This is a genomic window from Microvirga sp. BF8 (genome assembly GCF_059888585.1).
In genome coordinates this window covers 1,297,163-1,321,504 of record NZ_CM187619.1, presented here as the reverse complement: position 1 = coordinate 1,321,504, position 24,342 = coordinate 1,297,163, and the positions used below count along the sequence as shown (strand labels likewise).

Genomic DNA, 24,342 nt, shown 5'->3' with positions numbered 1-24,342 from the left:
CGCCCTGACGGCGGGACGACGGCTCAGCGCCGCCTGGCGCCCTTGAGCTTGGCCTTCTTCACGAGCCCTTCGTACTGATGGGCGAGAAGATGACCGTGGACCTGGGCCACCGTATCCATCGTGACCGAGACGACGATCAGGAGTGAGGTTCCGCCGAAATAGAACGGCAGCGCCGCATACGAGACCAGAAGCTCCGGAATCAGACAGATGACGACCAGATAAGCTGCACCGAGAACCGTGATGCGTGTCAACACCTGATCGATATATTCGGCTGTCCGCTCGCCGGGCCGGATGCCTGGAATGAAGCCGCCGTGCTTCTTCAGGTTGTCGGCCGTCTCCTGGGGGTTGAACACGATGGCAGTGTAGAAGAAGGCGAAGAACGCGATCAGCGCCGCATAGAGAAACATGTAGGCCGGACGCCCATGGCCAAGATAGGCCGTGAGCGTCGCCACGAAGCCGGTGCCGTCGCCCGCGCTCTGGAAACTGGCGATGGTCGCCGGCAGCAAAAGAAGGGACGACGCGAAAATCGGCGGGATCACGCCAGATGTGTTGAGCTTCAGCGGCAGGAACGAGGTCTGGCCCTCGTACATCCGATTGCCCACCTGGCGCTTAGGGTAGTTGATCAGCAAGCGGCGCTGGGCGCGCTCCATAAACACGACGAAATAGATGATCGCGACGGCCATCACGATAACGCCGAGGATGACCGCGGTCGAGATGGCTCCCTGCCGGCCAAGCTCCAGGGTCCCCGCAATCGCGTGCGGCAGGTTGGCGACGATGCCGGCGAAGATGATCAGCGACGTGCCGTTGCCGATGCCGCGCGACGTGATTTGCTCGCCCAGCCACATAAGGAACATGGTGCCGCCGGTCAGAGTGATCACGGTCGAGATCAGGAAGAACGGCCCGGGCGCGCTCACGATGCTGCCGGAGCTCTGCAAGCCGACCGCGATACCCCAGGACTGGAACAAGGCAAGGAGGACCGTCAGGTAGCGGGTATACTGGTTGAGGATCTTCCGCCCCGCTTCGCCTTCCTTTTTCAGGGACTCGAGCGATGGCAAAACCGAGGTCAGGAGCTGGATGATAATCGAGGCCGAGATATAGGGCATGATGTTCAGGGCGAAGATCGCCATGCGCTCCACGGCGCCGCCCGAGAACATGTTGAAGAGCCCGAGAACACCGCCGCTGGCGCTCTGGAAGCTTTGCCGCAGTGCCTCGGGATTGATGCCCGGCAGTGGAATATAAGTGCCAAGCCGATAGATCAGCAGCGCACCGAGAGTGAACCAAATGCGCTTCTTCAATTCCTCGGCTTTGGCGATCGCGCCGAAATTGATGTTGGCGGCAAGTTGCTCGGCTGCTGAAGCCATCGTTCTCGTCCTTGACTAACTGGATACGTGATCGTCATCACGCAAACGGCGGCCTCACGATCAGACGCGGGCCGCCGCTTGGATCTTTCACCGATGTAAGCCTCGGTTTACGCCTGTGCAACAGCACCCAGGACGGTCACCGAGCCGCCGGCCTTCTCGATCGCCGCGACGGCAGACTTCGACGCGCCGGCCACCTGGAAGGACAGCTTGGCCTTCAGTTCGCCGACACCGAGGATCTTCACGCCGTCACGGGGCTTGGAAAGCACGCCGGCGGCAACCAGAGCCTCATTGGTGACGGTTGCACTCTTATCGAGCTTGCCCGCATCCACGGCCTGCTGGATCCGACCGAGATTGACCTCGTTCAGGTCGATCGCGTTCGGCTTGTTGAAGCCACGCTTCGGCAGACGACGATGCAACGGCATCTGACCGCCTTCAAAGCCCTTGATCGCGACGCCGGTACGGGACGTCTGACCCTTCACGCCGCGGCCACCGGTCTTGCCCTTGCCCGAGCCGATGCCACGGCCGACACGCATCCGGTTCTTGGTGGCGCCTTCGTTGTCACGAATTTCATTGAGTTTCATGACGCTCTCCTCACTGCCCGTCGACAACGCGCACGAGGTGCTTGACCTTCTCGATCATGCCGCGCACCGCAGGGGTGTCGACAAGCGTCGAGGTCCGATGAAGCTTGTTGAGCTTCAGGCCGACCAGCGTCTGGCGCTGCTTGGCCTCGCGACGGATCGGAGATCCGACCTGCTCAACGGTGATGGTTTTCGCCGTCTCGGCGGAAGGCTTCTTCGCCATGGATCAGCCTCCCTTACGCTTCGGCGCCGACATCGGCGTCGGACGAGTCGCGGCGGCGAGCCTGGAGCGTCGAGACCTTGAGGCCACGACGTGCAGCGACCGAGCGCGGGCTGTCCTCGTTCTTGAGCGCGTCGAAAGTCGCGCGAACGAGGTTGTAGGGGTTCGAAGAGCCGAGCGACTTGGCGACCACGTCCTGCATGCCGACCGTCTCGAAGACGGCGCGCATAGGACCGCCGGCGATGATGCCGGTACCCTGGGGGGCAGCGCGGAGGACGACCTTACCCGCACCGTGACGTCCCTTGACGTCGTGGTGAAGCGTGCGGCCCTCGCGGAGCGCTACGCGGATCATGGAGCGCTTGGCGGCATCCGTGGCTTTCCGAATAGCTTCCGGAACTTCGCGGGCCTTGCCGTGACCGAAGCCGACGCGACCCTTCTGGTCGCCGACCACCACCAGAGCGGCGAAGCCGAAACGACGGCCGCCCTTCACGACTTTCGCGACGCGGTTGATATGGACCAGCCGGTCGACGAATTCGCTGTCGCGTTCTTCGCGATCAGCACGTTCTCTTGGTTCTCTCGCCATGAGACCTCTCACTTGCGCGGGCGGCGGGCCCGCTCGCTAAGGGTGTTTCGATACTACCCGCCGTTTAGAAATCCAGACCACCTTCGCGGGCGGCGTCGGCCAGAGCCTTGACGCGACCGTGATAGAGGTAGCCGCCACGGTCGAACACGACATTCTTGATGCCGGCCTTCACCGCACGCTCAGCCACGAGCTTGCCAATCTGCTGCGCCGCCTCGACGGTGGCTCCGGTCTTCAGCGTGGACCGCAGGTCCTTCTCGAGAGTCGAGGCGGACGCGACGGTTACGCCGCGCTCGTCGTCGATAACCTGAGCGTAAATCTGCTTCGACGAACGGAAGACCGACAAACGCGGACGGCCATTCGCTGCCTTACGGATCGCACGGCGTACCCGAGCCTTGCGGCGATCTTCGGCGCCCTTCTTCTCAGCCATGATACGTCGTCCTTACTTCTTCTTGCCTTCCTTGCGGAAGATGAATTCGTCGGAATACTTGACGCCCTTGCCCTTATAGGGCTCCGGGCCGCGGTACTCGCGGATCTCGGCGGCGGTCTGTCCGACCTTCTGCTTATCGATGCCCGCGACGACCACTTCGGTCGGCTTCGGCGTCGTGATCGTGACGCCTGCCGGGATCTCATAGTCGATGTCGTGGCTGTAGCCGAGCGAAAGCTTCAGCATCTTGCCTGCGACGGCCGCGCGATAACCCACGCCGTTGATCTCAAGGCGCTTTTCAAAGCCTTTGGAGACGCCCTCGACCAGGTTCGCCACCTGAGCGCGGGACATGCCCCACTTGGCCCGGGCAATCTTGGACTCGTCGCGCGGGTTAACCGACACGGCGCCGTCCTGGAGAGCCACCGACACTTCCTCGGGCACCAGGAACGACAACTCGCCCTTTGAGCCCTTCACCTTTACCAACTGACCGTCGACGGACGCCGTCACACCGGACGGAACCTGGACGGGCTTCTTGCCTACTCGAGACATTTTCGTAATCTCCGTGGTTCTGTGCTGCTGACCGGCCTTAGAAGACCTTGCAGAGCACTTCGCCGCCCACGTTCTTCTCACGGGCCTCATGATCGGCCATCACGCCCTGGGGCGTCGAGAGAATGGTGATGCCAAGGCCGTCAGCCACGCGGGGCATGGTGCCGACGGAAGCATACACGCGGCGGCCCGGCTTGGAGACACGCTCGATCGAGCGGATCACCGGCTGGCCATCGTAGTACTTCAGCTCGATCGAGAACTCCGTCCGGCCGTTGCCGAACTCGGTCTGCGAATAATCGCGGATGTAGCCTTCGCTCTTGAGCACGTCGAGAACGCGGGCGCGAAGCTTCGAGCCAGGGGTGGAAACGTTTCCGCGACGACGCATCTGCGCGTTGCGGATACGGGTGAGCATATCGCCCAACGGATCGTTGATCATATGATGCTCTCCCTTACCAGCTGGACTTCACAAGGCCCGGGATCAGGCCGTTGGAGCCGAGTTCGCGCAGAGCGATACGCGACATGCCGAGCTTACGGTAATAGGCCCGCGGGCGGCCCGTGACTTCGCACCGGTTGCGGATGCGGGTCGGGTTCGCGTTGCGGGGAAGCTCGGCGAGCTTGAGGCGCGCCTCGAAGCGCTCCTCCATGGACTTCGACTCGTCGTTCGCAATCGCCAGGAGGCGAGTACGCTTGCCCGAGAACTTCTTCACGAGCTCACGACGGTGCTTGTTCTTCTCAATAGCGCTTTTCTTAGCCATTCGATTTTCTCCAGTGTCCGCGTTTGAGGACGTCTGTCCTCACTGCCGGAACGGGAAGTTGAAGTGACGCAGCAGGGCGCGGGCCTCATCGTCCGTCTTCGCCGTCGTCGCGATGATGATGTCCATACCCCAAACCTGCTCGACCTTGTCGTAGTTGATCTCAGGGAACACCAGGTGCTCCTTGATGCCAAGGGCGTAGTTGCCGCGACCGTCGAAAGACCGCGGGTTCAGGCCGCGAAAGTCACGGACGCGGGGAAGAGCGACGGTCACAAGGCGATCCATGAACTCGTACATGCGAGCCTTGCGGAGCGTCACCTTGGCACCGATCGGCATGTTCTCGCGGACCTTGAACTGCGAGATCGCCTTGCGGGCCTTCGTGATCACCGGCTTCTGGCCGGCAATGAGAGCGAGATCCGCAGCGGCCACGCTGGCCTTCTTGGAATCCGCCGTCGACTCGCCGATACCCATGTTCAGAACGATCTTGTCGATCTTCGGAACTTCCATCGGGTTCTTGTAGCCGAATTCTTCAATCAGCTTCGGACGCACCACTTCCTCGTAGTGCTTCCGCAGACGCGGCAGGTAGCCGTCCACCTGAGCCTTAGCCATCGATCAGGTCTCCCGAACGCTTGGCGAAACGGACCTTGCGGCCGTCCTCCAGAACCTTGAAACCAACCCGGGTCGGCTTACCGTCCTTCGGGTCTGCATACGCCAGGTTAGAGAGGTGCAGCGGCGCCTCCTTCGTGACGATACCACCCTCTTGGGAGGCCGTCTGGCGCTGATGACGCTTCACCAGGTTGACGCCGCGGACGAGCGCACGCTCCTCCTTCGGCATAACCTGAACAACCTCGCCGGTCTTGCCCTTGTCGCGACCGGCCAGAATGACGACCTTATCGCCCTTCTTGATCTTCGCGGCCATTAGAGCACCTCCGGCGCCAGCGAAATGATTTTCATGTGATTCTTGGCGCGCAGTTCACGCGGAACGGGGCCGAAGATACGAGTGCCCACGGGCTCTTTCTGATTGTTGATCAGAACCGCGGCGTTCCGGTCGAACCGGATTACGGACCCGTCAGCACGACGGATATCCTTGGCCGTGCGAACGACGACCGCCTTCATGACGTCGCCCTTCTTCACGCGGCCACGCGGAATGGCCTCCTTGACGGAGACGACGATGATATCGCCGACGGAAGCATACTTACGCTTCGAACCACCGAGAACCTTGATGCACATTACGCGACGGGCGCCGGAATTGTCGGCGACGTCAAGATTCGTCTGCATCTGGATCATGGCTTTGATCCTTTCCTTTGTTTCAGACAGGTTTCCGGGCCAAGGCACGATTGCCTTCCCGGACTACGCCTGATGGGGATCTGACGTCCCCTGCCCTTCATGTCGAGAAAGGCGGCCGTATACACGAGCCGCCCTCGTAAGACAAGTCCCAATCGAAGACCCTTAGGCCTTCGGCTGGTCCACGAGCACCCAGGTCTTGAGTTTGGAAAGCGGCTTGGACTCCTCGATGAAGACCGTGTCGCCAACCTTGGCTTGATTATTCTCGTCGTGAGCGTGGTAGTTCTTCGTCTTACGCACGGTCTTCTTCATGACCGGGTGCGTAAAACGACGCTCTACCTTCACGACGACCGTCTTGTCCTGCTTATCGCTGACAACGACGCCCTGCAAAACGCGCTTCGGCATCCTGATTCCCCTTAAGCCTTCGCCGGCGCCGTCTTCTGGCGCTGCAGCGTCTTGACGCGGGCGATGTCCTTGCGGACCTCACGAACGCGCCCGGTGTTTTCGAGCTGCCCCGTCGCGCGCTGGAACCGGAGGTTGAACTGTTCCTTCTTCAGGTTCAGCAACTCGTCCGACAGCTGGTCCGTCGACATCGCCTTGAGGTCAGAGGCTCTCTGCTTCGTCTTCATGATCCCCTCCTCACTCCGCGATGCGCTGGATGAAACGCGTCTTGATCGGGAGCTTGGCCGCACCGAGGCGAAGCGCCTCGCGGGCCGTCTCCTCCGGCACCCCGTCGATCTCGAACATGATACGGCCAGGCTTCACGCGGGCGGCCCAAAACTCGGGAGCGCCCTTACCCTTACCCATACGCACTTCGGTCGGCTTGGACGACACCGGCACGTCGGGGAAGATGCGGATCCAAACACGGCCGGCACGCTTCATGGCACGGGTGATCGCACGGCGAGCCGCCTCGATCTGTCGAGCATTGACACGCTCGGGTTCCATCGCCTTCAGGCCGAACTGGCCAAAGTTGAGGTCCGTGCCGCCCTTCGCGGTACCGGAAATGCGGCCCTTGAACTGCTTACGGAATTTCGTTTTCTTCGGTTGCAACATGGCAAACCTCTCCTGACCCCTCGGTTACGCCGCCTGCTCGCGGCGGCCACCCGAGCGGCCTCCCTCGTCGTTCATGCGCTTATCCTGTGCCATCGGGTCGTGCTCAAGGATTTCGCCCTTGAAAATCCAGACCTTGATGCCGCAGGTGCCATAGGTCGTGAAAGCCGTCGACGTTCCATAATCGACATCCGCACGCAAGGTGTGCAGCGGAACGCGGCCTTCGCGGTACCATTCGAGACGGGCGATCTCGGCTCCGCCGAGGCGGCCCGAGCAATTGATGCGGATGCCCTCGGCGCCCAGACGCATCGCCGACTGAACGGCACGCTTCATGGCACGGCGGAACGCGACACGACGCTCGAGCTGCTGAGCGATCGAATCGGCGACCAGGGTCGCATCGACTTCGGGCTTGCGAACCTCGACGATGTTGATCGCCACGTCCGCGTCCGTCATCTTGGCCACGAGCTTGCGCAGCTTCTCGATATCGGCGCCCTTCTTGCCAATCACCACGCCCGGACGACCCGAGTGGATGGTGACGCGGCACTTCTTGTGCGGGCGCTCGATCACGATCTTCGAAACGGCGGCCTGCTTGAGCTGCTTCATCAGGGCATCGCGGATGGCGATGTCCTCATGCATCAGCTTTGCGTACTCGCCCTTGCCGGCGAACCAGCGCGAGTCCCAGGTCCGGTTGATGCCGAGCCGAAGACCGATCGGGTTAACTTTCTGACCCATCTGGTTCTCCTTTACGCCTGTTCGGCGACTTCCCGAACCACGATCGTGAGGTTCGAGAACGGCTTCATGATACGGGCGCCCCGGCCACGAGCCCGGGCGTGGAAGCGCTTCATGACGAGCGCCTTGCCCACGAAAGCCTGGCTGACGACGAGATCGTCCACATCGAGGTTGTGGTTGTTCTCAGCGTTGGCGATAGCGCTCTCGAGGCACTTCTTGACGTCCCGAGCGATACGCTTGCGCGAGAACTCGAGATCGGCGAGAGCCGAAGAAACCTTCTTGCCGCGGATAAGGGCCGCAACAAGGTTGAGCTTCTGGGGGCTGACGCGCAGCATGCGAGCGACGGCTTGAGCCTCATTGTCGCTGAGCGCGCGAGGAGTCGCGGCCTTACCCATCTTACTTCCTCTTCGCCTTCTTGTCCGCCGCGTGGCCGTGGAAAGTGCGGGTCGGCGAGAACTCACCGAACTTGTGACCCACCATTTCCTCGCTCACGTAGACGGGAATGTGCTTCTGACCGTTGTAGACCCCGAAGGTGAGGCCCACGAACTGCGGGAGGATCGTGGAGCGACGGCTCCAGATCTTGATGACCTCGTTGCGGCCCGCACCACGGGCAGCCTCGGCCTTCTTGAGGAGGTAGCCGTCAACAAACGGGCCCTTCCAAAGCGAACGTGCCATGACGTGCCTCTGTCCTTACTTCTTCCGTGCGTGACGGCTCGACACGATGAACTTGTCGGTCCGCTTGTTCGAACGGGTTTTTTTGCCCTTGGTCGGAATGCCCCACGGCGTCACCGGATGGCGACCGCCCGAGGTGCGGCCCTCACCACCACCGTGCGGGTGGTCGATCGGGTTCATGGTGACACCGCGGTTATGCGGGCGCTTACCCAGCCAGCGGTTGCGGCCAGCCTTACCGATCGACGTATTCATGTGATCGGGGTTGGACACCGCGCCAACGCTGGCGAAGCACAGCCCGTGAACCATGCGCTGCTCGCCCGAGTTGAGGCGAACGGTCACATAGCCCTGGTCGCGACCCACAATCTGAGCGTAGGTGCCGGCGGAGCGGGCGATGGCGCCGCCGCGGCCGATCTTCAGTTCGATATTGTGGATGATCGTACCGACCGGCATGTTGCCAATCGGCATCGCGTTGCCCGGCTTGATGTCGACCTGCTCACCGGCCGACACCTGATCGCCGACAGCAAGACGCTGCGGAGCCAGGATGTAGGACAGCTCGCCATCGGCGTAGCGGATCAGAGCGATGAAGGCGGTGCGGTTCGGATCATACTCGATCCGCTCCACGGTCGCCACATCGCCAAGGCGCCCGCGGCGCTTGAAGTCGACATTGCGCAGGGTGCGCTTGTGACCGCCGCCACGGAAGCGGACAGTCACGCGACCCAGATTATTGCGGCCGCCGGAGGACGACTTGCCCTCCGTCAGCGTCTTGACCGGCTTGCCCTTGTAGAGCTCGCTGCGGTCGACGATCACCAGCTGGCGCAGGCCGGGGGTGATTGGTTTGAAAGTCTTCAAAGCCATCGGATCACTCTCTCAACCGATCAGAGGCCCGTCGTGACATCGATGGTCTGGCCCTCTTCGAGGGTCACAACCGCCTTCTTCACGTCCGACCGCTGGCCGCGGGTGCCGCGGAACATCTTCACCTTGCCTTTGGTGACGAGCGTGTTGACGCTCTTCACCTTGACATCGAACAGCTTCTCCACCGCTTCCTTGATCTGCGGCTTCGTCGCATCGGTCCTCACCTTGAAAACGACCTTGTTCTGATCGGACAGGGTCGTAGCCTTCTCGGTGATGACCGGGCTTACGATCACATCGTAATGGCGCGGGTCCAGGCTCATTTGAAGCGCGCCTCCAGCGCATCGACAGCCGCCTTCGTGAGAACAAGCTTCTCGCGACGGAGAATGTCATAGACGTTGATGCCCTGCACCGGCAGGACGTCGATGTTCGGGATGTTGCGCGCCGCCCGCTGGAAGTTGGCCTCGATCTCGGCGCCGCCGATGATCAGGGCATTCGCGAGCCCGAGCTTTCCGAACCGCTCGACGAGAGCTTTCGTCTTACCTTCGGAGAGCTGCACTTCGTCGACGACGATGAGCGAAGCGTCCTTGGCCTTGGACGAGAGCGCATGCTTCAGCGCAAGAGCCCGGACCTTCTTGGGCAGATCGTGCGCATGGCTACGGACCTGCGGGCCGAAGGCGCGTCCGCCGCCCCGGAACTGGGGAGCGCTCGCAGCGCCGTGGCGGGCGTTACCGGTGCCCTTCTGCTTGTAGACCTTCTTCGTGGTCCGATCGATCGCCGAACGGTTCTTCACCGCATGCGTTCCGGCCTGGCGCTTCGCGAGCTGCCAGCGGACGCACCGGGCGAGAAGATCGGCGCGCGGATCGAGACCGAAGATGGCCTCATCGAGGTCGACCGAGCCGGCCTTCTTACCCTCGAGCGTGGTGACGTCGAGTTTCATCACGCGTTCTCCTCTTGGGCCTGGTCAGCCTGAACGGCCGGCGCAGCTTCGTTGTCGCCCGTCCGGAACGCGCCGGGCATCGGCACTTCCTTGGGCAGCTTGCGCTTCACCGCGTCGCGAACGAAGATCCAGCCGCCGGCGACGCCGGGAACGGCGCCCTCGACCAGGATCAGACCGCGCTCGGGGTCCGTTGACACGACACGCAGGTTCTGCGTGGTCACGCGCTCGGCACCGAGGTGACCCGGCATCTTCTTGTTCTTGAACGTCTTGCCCGGATCCTGGCGGCCACCGGTCGAACCGATCGAACGGTGCGAAACCGACACGCCGTGAGTGGCGCGCAGACCGCCGAAGTTCCAGCGCTTCATGCCGCCGGCAAAGCCCTTACCCGTCGTGGTGCCCGTGACGTCCACGAACTGACCGACGACGAAGTGATCAGCGGTGATTTCGGCGCCCACCGGGATGACAGCATCCTCGGAGACGCGGAATTCCGCGAGCTTGCGCTTCGGCTCGACCTTGGCGACGGCGAACCGTCCGCGCTCGGCCTTCGAAACGTTCTTCACCTTGGCCTTGCCGACGCCGACCTGCAGCGCGGTATAGCCGTTCTTGTCCTTGGTCCGATGGGCGACCACTTGGCACTGATCGACCTTCAAAACCGTTACCGGGACATGTTCGCCCGCATCCGTGAAGATGCGTGTCATCCCGACCTTCTGTGCAATGACGCCTGAGCGCATGTGCGTATCCTCTCGGCGTGTCCTACCGAAAGCTCCAAGCCCAGAGGCTTAGAGCTTGATCTCCACGTCCACGCCCGCGGCGAGGTCGAGCTTCATCAGCGCGTCCACCGTCTGGGGAGTGGGGTCCACGATATCGAGAACACGCTTGTGAGTGCGCATCTCGAATTGCTCCCGCGACTTCTTGTCGATGTGCGGCGAGCGAAGCACCGTAAAGCGCTCAATGCGCGTCGGCAGCGGGATAGGCCCGCGCACCTGAGCGCCGGTCCGCTTCGCGGTCGACACGATTTCCCGTGTCGAAGCGTCGAGGATCCGATGGTCGAACGCCTTAAGGCGAATGCGAATATTCTGACCGTTCATGGGTTGACCTCAACAAGGGAGAAGGCCGGCCGAACCGGCCAACTCCTTTGATCCTCTTCGAATTAGTCCATGACCTGAGCGACGACGCCGGCACCGACGGTGCGGCCGCCCTCGCGGATGGCGAAGCGCAGCTTCTCTTCCATCGCGATCGGAGCAATCAGCTCCACTTCCATCGCGACGTTGTCGCCCGGCATCACCATCTCCGTGCCCTCAGGCAGCTTCACCACGCCCGTCACGTCGGTCGTGCGGAAGTAGAACTGCGGACGGTAGTTGGTGAAGAACGGCGTATGACGCCCGCCCTCCTCCTTGGTCAGGATGTATGCCTCGGCCTTGAACTTGGTGTGCGGCTTGATCGAGCCCGGCTTGCACAGCACCTGGCCGCGCTCCACGTCCTCGCGCTTCGTGCCGCGCAGCAGAACGCCGACATTGTCGCCCGCCTGGCCCTGGTCGAGCAGCTTGCGGAACATCTCGACGCCGGTCACCGTCGTCTTCTGCGTCGCCTTCAGGCCGACGATCTCCACTTCCTCGCCAACCTTGACAATGCCGCGCTCGACGCGGCCCGTCACCACCGTGCCGCGGCCCGAAATCGAGAACACGTCCTCGATCGGCATCAGGAACGGCTGATCCACCGGACGCTCCGGCTGCGGGATGTAGCGGTCGACCTCGGCCATCAGCTTCAGCACCGCATCGCGGCCGATCTCAGGCGAACGGTCCTCCAGCGCGCACAACGCCGAGCCCTTGACGATCGGAATGTCGTCGCCGGGGAAGTCGTACTTCGACAGCAGCTCGCGCACCTCGAGCTCGACCAGGTCGAGAAGCTCGGGATCGTCGACCATGTCGACCTTGTTCATGAACACCACCAGCGCCGGAACGCCGACCTGGCGCGCCAGGAGGATGTGCTCGCGGGTCTGCGGCATCGGGCCGTCCGCCGACGACACCACCAGGATCGCGCCGTCCATCTGCGCCGCGCCGGTGATCATGTTCTTCACATAGTCGGCGTGGCCGGGGCAGTCGACGTGGGCATAGTGCCGGTTCGTCGTCTCGTATTCCACGTGAGCGGTCGAGATCGTGATCCCGCGCGCCTTCTCCTCCGGCGCCTTGTCGATCTGGTCGTAGGCCGTGAACGTCGCACCGCCAGACTCCGCCAGAACCTTCGTGATCGCCGCCGTCAGAGACGTCTTGCCGTGGTCAACGTGCCCAATCGTCCCAATGTTGCAGTGCGGCTTCGTCCGCTCAAACTTTTCCTTCGCCATCGTGGCACCCGTTCCTTAAATCAATCTGTTGTTGTTCAGTGGGTTCAGGCGTACTTCGCCTGAACCTCGGCAGCCACGTTCGACGGCACCTGTTCATAGTGGTCGAACTGCATGGTGTAGCTCGCCCGACCCTGGCTCATGCCGCGCAGGGTGTTGACGTAGCCGAACATGTTGGCGAGCGGGACCATCGCATTGATGACCACTGCGTTGCCGCGCATGTCCTGACCCTGGATCTGGCCACGACGCGAGTTCAAGTCGCCGATCACGGAACCGGTGTAGTCCTCCGGCGTCGTGACCTCAACCTTCATCACCGGCTCGAGCAGAACCGAACCACCCTTCTGAAGGGCTTCGCGGAGTGCTGCGCGAGACGCGATTTCGAAGGCCAGAGCCGACGAGTCGACCTCGTGGAAGGCACCGTCGATGAGTTCGACCTTGAGGTCGACCACCGGGAAGCCGGCGACGACACCGGCACCCACCACCGAATTCAGGCCCTTTTCGACGCCCGGGATGTATTCCTTCGGAACCGCGCCGCCGACGATCTTGGACTCGAAGGCGAAACCGGCGCCCTGATCGTTCGGCTGAACGACGAGCTTGACGCGGGCGAACTGGCCCGTGCCGCCGGTCTGCTTCTTATGGGTGTAATCCACTTCGGCCTTCTTCGTGATCGTCTCACGATAGGCCACCTGCGGAGCGCCCACATTGGCATCGACCTTGTAGGTACGACGGAGGATGTCGACCTTGATGTCGAGGTGCAGTTCGCCCATGCCCTTCAGGATGGTCTGTCCGGATTCCTGGTCTGTCGAAACGCGGAAGGATGGATCCTCCGCCGCGAGCTTCGCCAGAGCAAGGCCGAGCTTCTCCTGGTCACCCTTCGACTTCGGCTCGATGGCGATCTCGATGACGGGTTCTGGGAACTCCATCTTCTCGAGGATCACCGGCTTGCCGGGATCGCAGAGCGTGTCGCCGGTGCGGGTATCCTTAAGGCCGGCGAGAGCGACGATGTCGCCCGCATAGGCCTCCTTGATGTCCTCACGGTTGTTCGCATGCATGAGCAGCATGCGGCCGACGCGCTCCTTCTTGTCGCGCACCGAATTCAGAAGCGTCTCGCCGGCCGAAACCTTGCCGGAATAGACACGGCAGAAGGTAATCGTGCCGACAAAGGGATCGTCCATGATCTTGAAGGCAAGCATGGAGAATGCTTCTTCGTCGGTCGGCTTGCGGGTGGTCGGTTCCTCGGTCTTGAAGTCGATGCCCTGGATCGCCTCACGATCGGCCGGAGACGGCAGGAAGTCGACAACCGCGTCGAGGAGCGGCTGAACACCCTTGTTCTTGAAGGCCGAGCCGCAGAGAACCGGATGGAACGCGCGACGCTGAACGGCCGTGCGCACCAGACGGCGGAGAGTCGCCTCGTCGGGCTCCTGACCCTCGAGATACGCGACCATCGCGTCGTCGTCCATTTCGACAGCCGCCTCGACGAGCTTGCCGCGGTATTCCAGAGCCTGGTCCTTCAACTCGGCCGGGATCTCAACCTCTTCGAAGCTGGCGCCGAGTGCCTCGCCGGACCACACCAGAGCCTTCATCTTGATGAGATCGACCATGCCGCGGAAGTCGCTTTCCGCGCCGATCGGGATCTGCAGGCAGACGGGCTTACCGGCGACGCGCTTCACGATATCGTCGACGCAGTTGAAGAAGTTTGCGCCGGTCTTGTCCATCTTGTTCACGAACACGACACGGGGAACGTCATACTTGTCGGCCTGGCGCCAAACGGTTTCCGTCTGGGGCTCGACGCCCTGGTTGCCGTCGAGGACGCAGACCGCCCCGTCGAGCACGCGCAGGGAGCGCTCCACCTCGATGGTGAAGTCCACGTGGCCGGGGGTGTCGATGATGTTCAGACGCTTGCCGTTCCAGAAGCAGGTGGTTGCAGCGGACGTGATCGTGATGCCACGCTCTTGCTCCTGCTCCATCCAATCCATGGTGGCAGCGCCTTCATGGACCTCACCGATCTTGTGCGACTTGCCGGTGTAATAAAGGATACGCTCGGTCGTCGTCGTCTTGCCGGCATCGATGTGGGCCATGATGCCGAAGTTACGGTAGTCCTCAATTGCGTGCGTGCGGGGCATCGCTCAGCTCCTCAAGGTCCAACCGTTACCAGCGATAGTGCGAGAACGCGCGGTTGGCTTCCGCCATCCGGTGCGTATCTTCGCGCTTCTTCACGGCGTTGCCGCGGTTGTTCGAGGCATCGAGCAACTCTGCGGACAAACGGTCGACCATGGTCTTGTCGTTACGGCCGCGAGCGGCCTGAATGATCCAGCGGATCGCGAGTGCCTGACGGCGCTCGGCGCGAACTTCCACCGGAACCTGATAGGTGGCGCCACCGACGCGGCGGGACCGAACCTCGATCGCCGGCGCGACGTTGTCGAGCGCCTGCTTGAACACCTCGAGCGGGTTCGACTTGGCGCGCGCCTCGATGATATCGAAAGCGCCATAGACGATGCTCTCGGCAGCGGACTTCTTGCCGTCGTACATGATGGAATTCATGAACTTCGTGACGACCACGTCCCCGAATTTCGGATCCGGGATGATCTCACGCTTTTCGGCGCTGTGGCGGCGGGACATGAGCTGACTCCGACCTCAATGACAGTTGGACGGCTTACTTGGGCCGCTTCGCGCCGTACTTCGAACGACGCTGCTTACGATTTTTCACGCCCTGGGTGTCGAGAACACCGCGAAGGATGTGATAGCGAACGCCCGGAAGGTCCTTCACACGACCGCCGCGGATCATGACCACGGAGTGCTCTTGAAGGTTGTGACCTTCGCCGGGGATGTAGCCAATGACCTCATAGCCATTGGTCAGACGAACCTTGGCGACCTTACGAAGAGCCGAGTTCGGCTTCTTCGGGGTCGTGGTGTAAACGCGCGTGCACACGCCCCGCTTCTGCGGGCAGGCCTCAAGCGCGGGAACCTTATTCCGGCTCTTTTGCGCCGTCCGCGGCTTGCGGATCAGCTGACTGATCGTTGGCATTCTCTGCCCTCTTTCACCCACCACCACCCGGTGGCTTTGCGTGTCTTCAACGATGGACGCTGCAACGCAGCGCCCGGCAAGCCGGGGCTTGCGCAAAACGAAGCCGCGCCACAGGCGTTTTCAAGCCCTTGGCGCGGTGCCAATGCAGAGGACCACGGCGAAGCCGCGGTCGTGCCCCAAATCTGACTTGTGTCAGTCAAGGTTGAGTTCGGCAGCGTTTAGATCGATTGGGTCGGAGCTCGTCGCCCCAACAGTCAAGATCTACGGCCAGCCGGAAAGTCCGGTCTCTCTACCGTTCGAGTCGCGGAAAGTCAACAGATTTTGCGATTTCCGGCCGAGGGAGGTCTATTCACTCGTAAGTTGCGACATTCTCGGGGTTTCCTCTACCGAGAGATGCAGAAGGTCGGGATCGCAAACCATTCGGCCGCGATGCCGCCTACCCTGCCCCGCCCAAGAGGATCGAGTCGCCTTTAAAAAAACAGGGCCGCCCGAAGGCGGCCCTGATCGGTCTTTGTCTTCGCGGTCGTTATTCAGCCGCGGGGGGCAGCTCGCTCACCTGAGCAGCGGATTCGGAGCGCTTTTGCTGCAGGATCAATTCGTCGCGGTGCTGCGCAACAGCTTTGATCTGGGCGTTAAGCGCGCCAGTACCGGCCGGAATCAGGCTGCCGACAATGACGTTCTCCTTGAGGCCCTCGAGAGTGTCGACCTTTCCGTTGACCGCCGCCTCCGTAAGGACGCGGGTGGTTTCCTGGAAGGACGCGGCCGAGATGAAGGAGCGCGTCTGGAGCGATGCCTTGGTGATACCGAGCAGAACCGGCACGCCGACGGCGGGCTTCTTCTTCTCGGTCACGAGCCGCTCGTTGATCTCCTCCATTTCCAGTCGGTCGATCTGCTCACCGGTGAGGAGCTCGGAATCGCCCCCGTCGGTGATCTCGACCTTCTGGAGCATCTGGCGGACGATCACCTCGATGTGCTTGTCGTTGATGAGCACGCCCTGGAGGCGATAGACCTCCTGGATCTCGTTCACGAGGTAAGCGGCCAGTTCCTCGACGCCCTTGATCGCCAGGATGTCGTGCGGAGCCGGGTTCCCGTCGACGATGAAGTCACCGAGTTCGACCACGTCGCCGTCCTGCAGGTGGATATGCTTGCCCTTCGGGATCAGGTATTCCACCGGCTCGGAGCCATCGTGCGGGGTCAGCGTCAGGCGACGCTTGTTCTTGTAGTCGCGACCGAACTGGATCGTGCCGGACTTCTCCGCGATGATGGCTGCATCCTTCGGACGACGGGCCTCGAACAGCTCCGCCACGCGCGGCAGACCGCCCGTGATGTCGCGGGTCTTGGCGCTCTCGGTCGAGACACGGGCGAGCACGTCGCCGGCCTTGACCTTGGAGCCCGGATCGGCCGCGAGGATCGCGTCCACCGGAAGCAGGTAGCGGGCGTCGCCACCGCGCGGCAGCTTGGCAACCTTACCGCCCTTGCCCTCGATGATCACGGCCGGGCGCAGGTCCGCCGTGCGCGGCGAACCGCGCCAGTCGATCACGACGCGCTTCGCGATGCCGGTCGACTCGTCCATGGTCTCGATCATCGAGCCGCCGTCAACGAGATCCTCATAGCCCACCACACCGTCGATTTCGGTGAGGATCGGACGGGTGTAGGGATCCCATTCCGCGATGCGCTGACCGCGCTTGATCGTGTCGCCCTCGTCCACCTTCAGGCGGGAGCCGTACTGAAGACGGTGAGCCGCGCGCTCGGTGCCGTCCGCACCGGTGATCACCACGGAAACGTTGCGTCCCATGACCACGAGGTCACCATCGGAGTTCCGCGCGATGTTCTTGTTGCGGAAGCCGATCGTGCCTTCGAAGCTCGACTCGATGAAGGACGAGTCGGCGATCTGAGCCGCACCGCCGATGTGGAAGGTGCGCATGGTGAGCTGGGTGCCCGGCTCGCCGATGGACTGCGCCGCGATGACGCCAACCGCCTCGCCGTGATTGACCGGCGTGCCGCGAGCCAGGTCACGTCCGTAGCAGGTGGCGCAGACGCCGTTCTTGGACTCGCAGACGAGCACCGAACGGATCTTCACCTCCTGGATGCCGGCAGCGCCGATGGCCTCGAGATGCGCCTCCTCGATCATGGTTCCCTTCGGAACGATGATCGAGCCGTCTGCGGCCACGAGGTCCTCGGCCGTGGAACGGCCCAGGATACGGGAAGCCAGCGATGCGACCACTTGGCCGGCATCGATGATGGCCCGCATGCGGATGCCCCTCTCGGTTCCGCAATCGGTTTCGCGGATGACCGCGTCCTGCGCCACGTCCACGAGACGGCGGGTCAGATAACCCGAGTTCGCGGTCTTGAGCGCGGTGTCGGCCAGGCCCTTACGAGCGCCGTGCGTCGAGTTGAAGTACTCGAGCACGTCCAGGCCTTCCTTGAAGTTCGAGATGATCGGCGTCTCGATGATCTCGCCGGACGGCTTGGCCATGAGGCCGCGCATCGCCGCCAGCTGCTTCATCTGGGCCGGCGAGCCACGGGCGCCCGAGTGGGACATCATGTAGATGGAGTTCACCGGCTTGTCGCGACCGGCATCGTCCTTCTGAACTGCGGAAATGCGCGCCATCATCTCGCCTGCGAGACGATCCGAGCACTTCGCCCAGGCGTCGACGACCTTGTTGTACTTCTCACCCTGGGTGATGAGGCCGTCCTGATACTGCTGCTCGTAATCCTTCGCGAGCGCGCGGGTCTCCTCGACGATCTCCCACTTGTTCTCGGGGATCACCATGTCGTCCTTGCCGAACGAGATGCCGGCCTTGAACGCGTTGTAGAATCCGAGCGCCATGATGCGATCGCAGAAGATGACCGATTCCTTCTGACCGCAATGCCGATAGACGGCATCGATCATGTTGGAGATCTCCTTCTTCGTCATGAGCTTGTTCACGACGTCGAAGGGGAGCATCGGATGCTTCGGCAGTACACGCGAGAGCATGACACGGCCCGCGGTGGTGTCGACGATCTTCGACACCGGCTTGCCGTCCTCGCCCAGACCCTCCCAGCGGTAGCGGATCTTGGAGTGAAGCGTGATTACCTTCTCGTGCAGCGCGTGCTCGATCTCGCCCATGTCCGAAAAGGCCTTGCCCTGGCCGGGCTCGCCGTCGGAGATGATCGAGAGATAGTAGAGACCAAGGACGATGTCCTGCGACGGCACGATGATCGGCTGACCATTGGCTGGGTGCAGGATGTTGTTGGTCGACATCATAAGCACGCGGGCTTCAAGCTGGGCTTCCAGCGAGAGCGGCACGTGAACGGCCATCTGGTCACCATCGAAGTCCGCGTTGAACGCGGCACAGACGAGCGGGTGCAGCTGAATCGCCTTGCCTTCGATCAGGGTGGGCTCGAAGGCCTGGATGCCGAGGCGGTGCAGGGTCGGCGCGCGGTTCAAGAGAACCGGATGCTCGCGGATGACCTCGTCCAGGATGTCCCAGACCTCGGGCTTCTCCTTCTCGACAAGCTTCTTCGCCTGCTTGACGGTGGCGGACAGGCCGCGGGCATCGAGCTTGGCGTAGATGAACGGCTTGAAGAGCTCGAGCGCCATCTTCTTCGGCAGGCCGCATTGATGGAGCTTCAGCTCGGGGCCGACCACGATGACCGAGCGGCCCGAATAGTCGACGCGCTTGCCGAGCAGGTTCTGACGGAACCGGCCCTGCTTACCCTTCAACATATCGGCGAGCGACTTCAGCGGACGCTTGTTGGCGCCCGTGATGACGCGGCCGCGGCGGCCGTTGTCGAACAGAGCATCGACGGCCTCCTGGAGCATGCGCTTCTCGTTGCGGACGATGATGTCCGGCGCGCGCAGTTCCATCAGCCGCTTCAGGCGGTTATTGCGGTTGATGACGCGACGATAGAGATCGTTCAGATCCGAGGTCGCGAAACGGCCGCCATCCAGCGGCACAAGCGGACGCAGGTCCGGCGGAATTACCGGGACGACCGTCAGGATCATCCATTCGGGCTTGTTGCCGGACTGGAGGAACGCCTCGATGATCTTGAGGCGCTTCATCAGCTTCTTCGGCTTCAGCTCCGACGTGGTGGTCGCGATCTCCTCGCGCGTGTCGGCCGCGATCTTGTCCAGGTCGAGTTCCTGGAGGATGCGGCGGATCGCTTCGGCGCCAATCATGGCCGTGAAGGAATCCTCGCCGTACTCGTCCTGAGCGCGGATATACTCCTCCTCGGTCAGGAGCTGGCGATCCTTCAGAGGCGTGAGGCCGGCATCGACGACGATGTAGGACTCGAAATAGAGAATCCGCTCCAGATCCTTCAGGGTCATGTCGAGCAGCAGTCCGATGCGGCTCGGCAGGGACTTGAGGAACCAGATATGCGCCACCGGGGCGGCCAGCTCGATATGGCCCATGCGGTCGCGCCGGACGCGCGCGAGCGTCACCTCGACGCCGCACTTCTCACAGATCACGCCCTTGTACTTCATGCGCTTGTACTTGCCGCACAAGCACTCGTAGTCCTTGATCGGGCCGAAGATGCGCGCGCAGAACAAGCCGTCGCGCTCGGGCTTGAACGTGCGGTAGTTGATGGTCTCGGGCTTTTTGATTTCGCCGTAAGACCAGGACAGAATCTTCTCAGGGCTCGCGATCGAGATCTTGATCTGATCGAAGCTCTGCGGCTGCGCCGTTTGGTTGAAAAGATTCATGACCTCTTGATTCATCGCCGTCTCCTAAAACCTCGAAGGCGTCATGACCGGATCGTCCGGCCATCTTGGTCTGAAAAGGCAAGCTCTCTCGGCAAGCCCCTTCGGATTGAGATCCCCGGACCTCGGGCCCGGGGATGACGACGTAAAAATTACTCAGCCGCTTCGGACGGAGGCAGTTGCTCCGGTTCGTTGGCGGCCTTCTTGGAATTGGTGAGCTCCACGTTCAGGCCGAGCGAGCGCATTTCCTTCACGAGAACGTTGAAGCTCTCCGGAATGCCCGACTCGAAGGTATCGTCGCCGCGCACGATGGCCTCGTAGACCTTGGTGCGGCCGGCCACGTCGTCCGACTTGACCGTGAGCATTTCCTGAAGGGTGTAGGCCGCGCCGTAAGCTTCGAGCGCCCAGACCTCCATTTCGCCAAAACGCTGACCACCGAACTGGGCTTTGCCGCCCAGCGGCTGCTGAGTGACGAGGCTGTAGGGGCCGATGGAGCGAGCGTGGATCTTGTCGTCCACGAGGTGGTGGAGCTTCAGCATGTAGATGTAGCCCACCGTGACCTTGCGGTCGAACGGCTCGCCGGTCTTGCCGTCGTAGAGCACGACCTGCCCGGACGGGTTGAGGCCGGCCTTCTCCAGCATCGCCTCGATATCCGCCTCCTTCGCTCCGTCGAAGACGGGCGTGGCGAACGGAACGCCGCGGCGCAGGTTGCGTCCAAGTTCCGCGAGCTCATCATCGGAGGCCTGGTCGATTTCCGGCATGTTTCCGTAGATCGAGACCAGCTGATCGCGCAGCTGCTTCGACTGTCCGGACTTCATGTAGGCGTCGACCGCCTGCGAGACCTGCTTGCCGAGACCGGCGGCAGCCCACCCGAGATGCGTCTCGAGAATCTGACCGACGTTCATGCGGCTCGGCACGCCGAGCGGATTCAGCACGATATCCGCGTGCGTGCCGTCCTCGAGGAATGGCATGTCCTCGATGGGCACGATGCGCGACACGACACCCTTGTTGCCATGGCGGCCGGCCATCTTGTCACCGGGCTGGATCTTGCGCTTCACGGCGACGAAGACCTTGACCATCTTCATGACGCCGGGAGGAAGCTCGTCGCCCCGCTGCAGCTTTTCGACCTTGTCCAGGAAGCGCTGCTCGAGACGCTTCTTCGACTCGTCATACTGCTTCTGCATGGCCTCGATCTCGGCCATGCGGGCATCGTTGTCGACGGCGAACTGCCACCACTGGGACCGCGGATGCTCGTTGAGGATCTCGCGGGTGATCTTGGCGTCCTTCTTGAAGCCCTTCGGGCCTGCGACGCCGCTCTGTCCGATGAGGATCTCGGCCAGCCGGGCATAGGTGTTGCGGTCGAGGATCGCCTGTTCGTCGTCGCGGTCCTTGGCGAGACGCTCGATCTCCTCGCGCTCGATCGCCTGTGCGCGCTCGTCCTTATCGACGCCATGGCGGTTGAAGACCCGGACTTCCACGATCGTCCCGGTCACGCCCGGGGGGACGCGCAAGGATGTGTCGCGAACGTCGGATGCCTTCTCGCCGAAGATGGCGCGCAGAAGCTTCTCTTCCGGCGTCATCGGGCTTTCGCCCTTTGGCGTGATCTTGCCGACGAGGATGTCACCCGCATGGACCTCGGCACCGATATAGACGATGCCGGCTTCGTCGAGGTTCTTCAGCGCTTCTTCCGAAACGTTCGGAATGTCCCGCGTGATCTCCTCCGGACCCAGCTTCGTGTCGCGGGCCATCACCTCGAACTCTTCGATGTGGATCGAGGTGAAGACGTCGTCCTTCACGATCCGCTCGGAGAGCAGGATGGAGTCCTCGAAGTTGTAGCCGTTCCAGGGCATGAACGCGACGAGCACGTTGCGGCCGAGGGCCAGTTCGCCGAGCTCCGTCGACGGACCGTCGGCGATGATGTCGCCCTTGCGGACCACGTCGCCGGCGCGGATCAGCGGCTTCTGCGTGATGCAGGTCGACTGGTTCGAACGCTGGAACTTCTGCAGGCGGTAGATGTCGACGCCCGGACGGGTGGGGTCGGTCTCTTCCGTGGCGCGGATAACGATACGAGTCGCGTCGACCTGGTCGACCACGCCGGCCCGGCGGGCCGCGATGGCGGCACCGGAATCGCGGGCGACGACGGCCTCCATGCCCGTTCCCACGAAGGGCGCATCGGCCTGGACCAACGGCACTGCCTGACGCTGCATGTTCGAGCCCATGAGCGCACGGTTCGCGTCGTCGTTCTCGAGGAACGGAATGAGCGCCGCGGCTACGGACACGAGCTGCTTCGGCGACACCTCCATGAGATCGACCCGGTCGGGAGCGACGACAATGTTGTCGCCGGCCCGACGGCAGATCACCAGCTCTTCCGTGAGCCGGTTCTGGTCGTCGATCGTGGAGTTCGCCTGGGCGACGTTGTACTTCGCCTCTTCCATGGCCGAGAGGTAGATCACCTCGTCGGTGACCTTGCCGTCGCGGACGCGGCGGAACGGAGTCTCGATGAAGCCGTACTTGTTCACGCGGGCGAAAGTCGCCAGCGAGTTGATCAGGCCGATATTCGGACCTTCCGGCGTCTCAATGGGGCAGATGCGGCCGTAATGGGTCGGATGCACGTCGCGGACTTCGAAGCCGGCGCGCTCGCGGGTCAGTCCACCCGGGCCAAGGGCCGAAAGACGGCGCTTGTGGGTAACTTCCGAGAGCGGGTTGGTCTGGTCCATGAACTGCGAGAGCTGCGACGAGCCGAAGAACTCGCGCACCGCGGCGGCCGCCGGCTTGGCGTTGATCAGGTCCTGCGGCATGACGGTGTCGATATCGACGGACGACATGCGTTCCTTGATCGCGCGCTCCATGCGAAGCAGGCCAAGGCGGTACTGGTTCTCCATAAGCTCGCCGACCGAACGCACGCGGCGATTGCCGAGGTGGTCGATGTCGTCGATCTCGCCCTTGCCGTCGCGCAGGTCCACCAGAGCCTTCGTCACGGCGAGGATGTCCTCGCGGCGCAGCGTACGGACGGTATCCTCTGCGTCGAGGTCGAGGCGCATGTTCATCTTCACGCGACCGACGGCCGAGAGGTCATAGCGCTCGGCGTCGAAGAACAGCGAGTTGAACATCGCCTCGGCGGTCTCGAGGATCGGCGGCTCACCCGGACGCATGACGCGATAAATGTCGAACAGGGCATCCTCACGGGCGGAGTTCTTGTCGACAGCCAGCGTATTGCGGATGTAGGGACCGACCGTGATGTGATCGATGTCGAGAACGGGAACCTCTTTGAAGCCGGCCTCTTCCAGGCCCTTCAGCAGCTTTTCCGTGATCTCCTCGCCTGCCTCGGCATAGATCTCGCCGGTGCTCGGATTGACGAGATCCTCGGCGATGTACTGGCCGTAAAGGTCCTCGTCCGTCGCACGGAGGGCCTTGAGGCCCTTCTCGGCGAGCTGGCGGGACGTACGGGCGGTCAGCTTCTTGCCTGCCTCGAGCACGACCTCGCCCGTCTTGGCGTCGATCAGGTCGACCGTGGCCTTGAAGCCCTTCATGCGCTCCGCGTCGAAGGGAACCGTCCAGCCGTCCTTCGCGCGCTTGTAGATGACACGATCGTAGAACGTGTCGAGGATCTCCTCGCTGTCCAGGCCGAGGGCATAGAGCAGCGACGTGACCGGGATCTTACGCTTGCGGTCGATACGGGCATAGACGATGTCCTTGGCATCGAACTCGATGTCAAGCCAGGAGCCGCGATATGGGATGATACGGGCGGCGAACAGCAGCTTGCCCGACGAATGGGTCTTGCCCTTGTCGTGATCGAAGAACACGCCCGGCGAGCGGTGCATCTGGGAGACGATGACGCGCTCGGTGCCATTGACGATGAAGGTGCCGTTGTCGGTCATGAGCGGCATGTCGCCCATGTAGACGTCCTGCTCCTTGATGTCCTTCACCGAACGGGCGCCCGTGTCGGGATCCACATCGAACACGATCAGGCGCAGCGTCACCTTGAGGGGTGCAGCAAAGGTCATGCCGCGCTGGCGGCACTCGTCAACATCGTATTTCGGAGGCTCGAATGTGTACTTCACGAACTCGAGCAGAGCGGTGTTCGAGAAGTCCGAGATTGGGAAAACCGACTTGAAGACCGCTTGCAGTCCCTCTTCCGGCCGGCCACCCTTTGGTTCTTCGACCATCAGGAACTGGTCGTAGGACGCCTTTTGAACCTCGATGAGGTTCGGCATCTCCGCCACTTCTCTGATTTTTCCGAAGAACTTGCGAATGCGCTTCCGGCCGATCAGTGTGTTGGCCATCTGGACCTCGTTCCTCATCTACAG

The 24,342-nt window shown here is 62.5% G+C and carries 28 protein-coding genes; all 28 read right to left on the bottom strand.

Annotated elements, in window-relative coordinates; genetic code table 11:
* Positions 1-23 precede the first annotated feature (23 nt).
* The 28 genes from secY to rpoB all read right to left on the bottom strand — a co-directional run bounded on the left by secY (position 24) and on the right by rpoB (position 24,318).
* Complete coding sequence (gene secY, locus AC522E_RS06325; protein WP_500749526.1) at positions 24-1,361, bottom strand: preprotein translocase subunit SecY; 1,338 nt, start codon at positions 1,359-1,361, stop codon at positions 24-26.
* 107 nt (positions 1,362-1,468) lie between these two features.
* The gene (gene rplO / locus AC522E_RS06320; protein ID WP_500749525.1) at positions 1,469-1,942 is read right to left on the bottom strand and encodes a 50S ribosomal protein L15; all 474 of its coding nucleotides are present in this window, start codon (positions 1,940-1,942) and stop codon (positions 1,469-1,471) included.
* Positions 1,943-1,952: 10 nt separating this feature from the next.
* Positions 1,953-2,162 carry a 50S ribosomal protein L30 gene (gene rpmD, locus AC522E_RS06315; protein ID WP_500749524.1) on the bottom strand — a complete coding sequence of 70 codons (210 nt, stop codon included), beginning with the start codon at positions 2,160-2,162 and terminating at the stop codon, positions 1,953-1,955.
* A 13-nt stretch (positions 2,163-2,175) separates the two neighbouring features.
* Positions 2,176-2,742, bottom strand: coding sequence for a 30S ribosomal protein S5 (gene rpsE / locus AC522E_RS06310; protein WP_500749523.1), 567 nt, complete (start codon positions 2,740-2,742; stop codon positions 2,176-2,178).
* Between the two features lie 64 nt (positions 2,743-2,806).
* Complete coding sequence (rplR, locus tag AC522E_RS06305) at positions 2,807-3,169, bottom strand: 50S ribosomal protein L18 (RefSeq protein WP_500749522.1); 363 nt, start codon at positions 3,167-3,169, stop codon at positions 2,807-2,809.
* Between the two features lie 12 nt (positions 3,170-3,181).
* On the bottom strand, positions 3,182-3,715 hold the full coding sequence (rplF, locus tag AC522E_RS06300) for a 50S ribosomal protein L6 (protein WP_500749521.1): 534 nt from the start codon (positions 3,713-3,715) through the stop codon (positions 3,182-3,184).
* Between the two features lie 37 nt (positions 3,716-3,752).
* The gene (gene rpsH / locus AC522E_RS06295) at positions 3,753-4,148 is read right to left on the bottom strand and encodes a 30S ribosomal protein S8 (RefSeq protein ID WP_500749520.1); all 396 of its coding nucleotides are present in this window, start codon (positions 4,146-4,148) and stop codon (positions 3,753-3,755) included.
* Between the two features lie 13 nt (positions 4,149-4,161).
* Positions 4,162-4,467, bottom strand: a complete 306-nt coding sequence (gene rpsN, locus AC522E_RS06290) for a 30S ribosomal protein S14 (RefSeq protein ID WP_500749519.1) — start codon at positions 4,465-4,467, stop codon at positions 4,162-4,164.
* Positions 4,468-4,506: 39 nt separating this feature from the next.
* Complete coding sequence (gene rplE, locus AC522E_RS06285) at positions 4,507-5,073, bottom strand: 50S ribosomal protein L5 (RefSeq protein ID WP_500749518.1); 567 nt, start codon at positions 5,071-5,073, stop codon at positions 4,507-4,509.
* The gene (rplX, locus tag AC522E_RS06280) at positions 5,066-5,383 is read right to left on the bottom strand and encodes a 50S ribosomal protein L24 (RefSeq protein WP_500749517.1); all 318 of its coding nucleotides are present in this window, start codon (positions 5,381-5,383) and stop codon (positions 5,066-5,068) included. The genes rplE and rplX overlap by 8 nt, the downstream gene beginning before the upstream one ends.
* Positions 5,383-5,751 (bottom strand): 50S ribosomal protein L14, encoded by a 369-nt coding sequence (gene rplN / locus AC522E_RS06275; protein ID WP_009764309.1) that lies wholly within the window; start codon positions 5,749-5,751, stop codon positions 5,383-5,385. Before rplN ends, rplX begins: the two co-directional genes overlap by 1 nt.
* Before the next feature lie 162 nt (positions 5,752-5,913).
* Entirely contained in the window at positions 5,914-6,153 is a 240-nt protein-coding gene (gene rpsQ, locus AC522E_RS06270; protein WP_227386517.1) for a 30S ribosomal protein S17, read from the bottom strand.
* An 11-nt stretch (positions 6,154-6,164) separates the two neighbouring features.
* Complete coding sequence (gene rpmC / locus AC522E_RS06265; protein WP_500749516.1) at positions 6,165-6,377, bottom strand: 50S ribosomal protein L29; 213 nt, start codon at positions 6,375-6,377, stop codon at positions 6,165-6,167.
* A gap of 10 nt (positions 6,378-6,387) precedes the next feature.
* Positions 6,388-6,801: a 50S ribosomal protein L16 gene (rplP, locus tag AC522E_RS06260; protein ID WP_500749515.1), complete on the bottom strand. Its 414-nt coding sequence runs from the start codon at positions 6,799-6,801 to the stop codon at positions 6,388-6,390.
* A gap of 24 nt (positions 6,802-6,825) precedes the next feature.
* Positions 6,826-7,530 carry a 30S ribosomal protein S3 gene (gene rpsC, locus AC522E_RS06255; protein WP_500749514.1) on the bottom strand — a complete coding sequence of 235 codons (705 nt, stop codon included), beginning with the start codon at positions 7,528-7,530 and terminating at the stop codon, positions 6,826-6,828.
* An 11-nt stretch (positions 7,531-7,541) separates the two neighbouring features.
* Positions 7,542-7,922, bottom strand: a complete 381-nt coding sequence (gene rplV / locus AC522E_RS06250; protein ID WP_500749513.1) for a 50S ribosomal protein L22 — start codon at positions 7,920-7,922, stop codon at positions 7,542-7,544.
* A gap of 1 nt (position 7,923) precedes the next feature.
* Entirely contained in the window at positions 7,924-8,202 is a 279-nt protein-coding gene (gene rpsS / locus AC522E_RS06245; protein WP_196272220.1) for a 30S ribosomal protein S19, read from the bottom strand.
* 15 nt (positions 8,203-8,217) lie between these two features.
* Entirely contained in the window at positions 8,218-9,054 is an 837-nt protein-coding gene (rplB, locus tag AC522E_RS06240) for a 50S ribosomal protein L2 (protein ID WP_500749512.1), read from the bottom strand.
* 20 nt (positions 9,055-9,074) lie between these two features.
* Positions 9,075-9,371 (bottom strand): 50S ribosomal protein L23, encoded by a 297-nt coding sequence (locus tag AC522E_RS06235; RefSeq protein WP_500749511.1) that lies wholly within the window; start codon positions 9,369-9,371, stop codon positions 9,075-9,077.
* Positions 9,368-9,988, bottom strand: a complete 621-nt coding sequence (gene rplD, locus AC522E_RS06230; protein ID WP_500749510.1) for a 50S ribosomal protein L4 — start codon at positions 9,986-9,988, stop codon at positions 9,368-9,370. Before rplD ends, AC522E_RS06235 begins: the two co-directional genes overlap by 4 nt.
* Positions 9,988-10,719, bottom strand: coding sequence for a 50S ribosomal protein L3 (gene rplC, locus AC522E_RS06225; RefSeq protein WP_500749509.1), 732 nt, complete (start codon positions 10,717-10,719; stop codon positions 9,988-9,990). Before rplC ends, rplD begins: the two co-directional genes overlap by 1 nt.
* A 48-nt stretch (positions 10,720-10,767) precedes the next feature.
* On the bottom strand, positions 10,768-11,076 hold the full coding sequence (rpsJ, locus tag AC522E_RS06220; protein ID WP_009764298.1) for a 30S ribosomal protein S10: 309 nt from the start codon (positions 11,074-11,076) through the stop codon (positions 10,768-10,770).
* A gap of 62 nt (positions 11,077-11,138) precedes the next feature.
* Positions 11,139-12,329, bottom strand: a complete 1,191-nt coding sequence (gene tuf, locus AC522E_RS06215) for an elongation factor Tu (protein ID WP_500749500.1) — start codon at positions 12,327-12,329, stop codon at positions 11,139-11,141.
* Between the two features lie 44 nt (positions 12,330-12,373).
* Positions 12,374-14,449 (bottom strand): elongation factor G, encoded by a 2,076-nt coding sequence (gene fusA, locus AC522E_RS06210; protein WP_500749508.1) that lies wholly within the window; start codon positions 14,447-14,449, stop codon positions 12,374-12,376.
* A gap of 25 nt (positions 14,450-14,474) precedes the next feature.
* Positions 14,475-14,945 carry a 30S ribosomal protein S7 gene (rpsG, locus tag AC522E_RS06205; RefSeq protein WP_500749507.1) on the bottom strand — a complete coding sequence of 157 codons (471 nt, stop codon included), beginning with the start codon at positions 14,943-14,945 and terminating at the stop codon, positions 14,475-14,477.
* Positions 14,946-14,979: 34 nt separating this feature from the next.
* Positions 14,980-15,351 carry a 30S ribosomal protein S12 gene (gene rpsL / locus AC522E_RS06200; protein WP_109596495.1) on the bottom strand — a complete coding sequence of 124 codons (372 nt, stop codon included), beginning with the start codon at positions 15,349-15,351 and terminating at the stop codon, positions 14,980-14,982.
* A 526-nt stretch (positions 15,352-15,877) separates the two neighbouring features.
* Entirely contained in the window at positions 15,878-20,053 is a 4,176-nt protein-coding gene (gene rpoC, locus AC522E_RS06195; RefSeq protein WP_500749506.1) for a DNA-directed RNA polymerase subunit beta', read from the bottom strand.
* A 134-nt stretch (positions 20,054-20,187) separates the two neighbouring features.
* The gene (rpoB, locus tag AC522E_RS06190) at positions 20,188-24,318 is read right to left on the bottom strand and encodes a DNA-directed RNA polymerase subunit beta (RefSeq protein WP_500749505.1); all 4,131 of its coding nucleotides are present in this window, start codon (positions 24,316-24,318) and stop codon (positions 20,188-20,190) included.
* Positions 24,319-24,342: the final 24 nt, after the last annotated feature.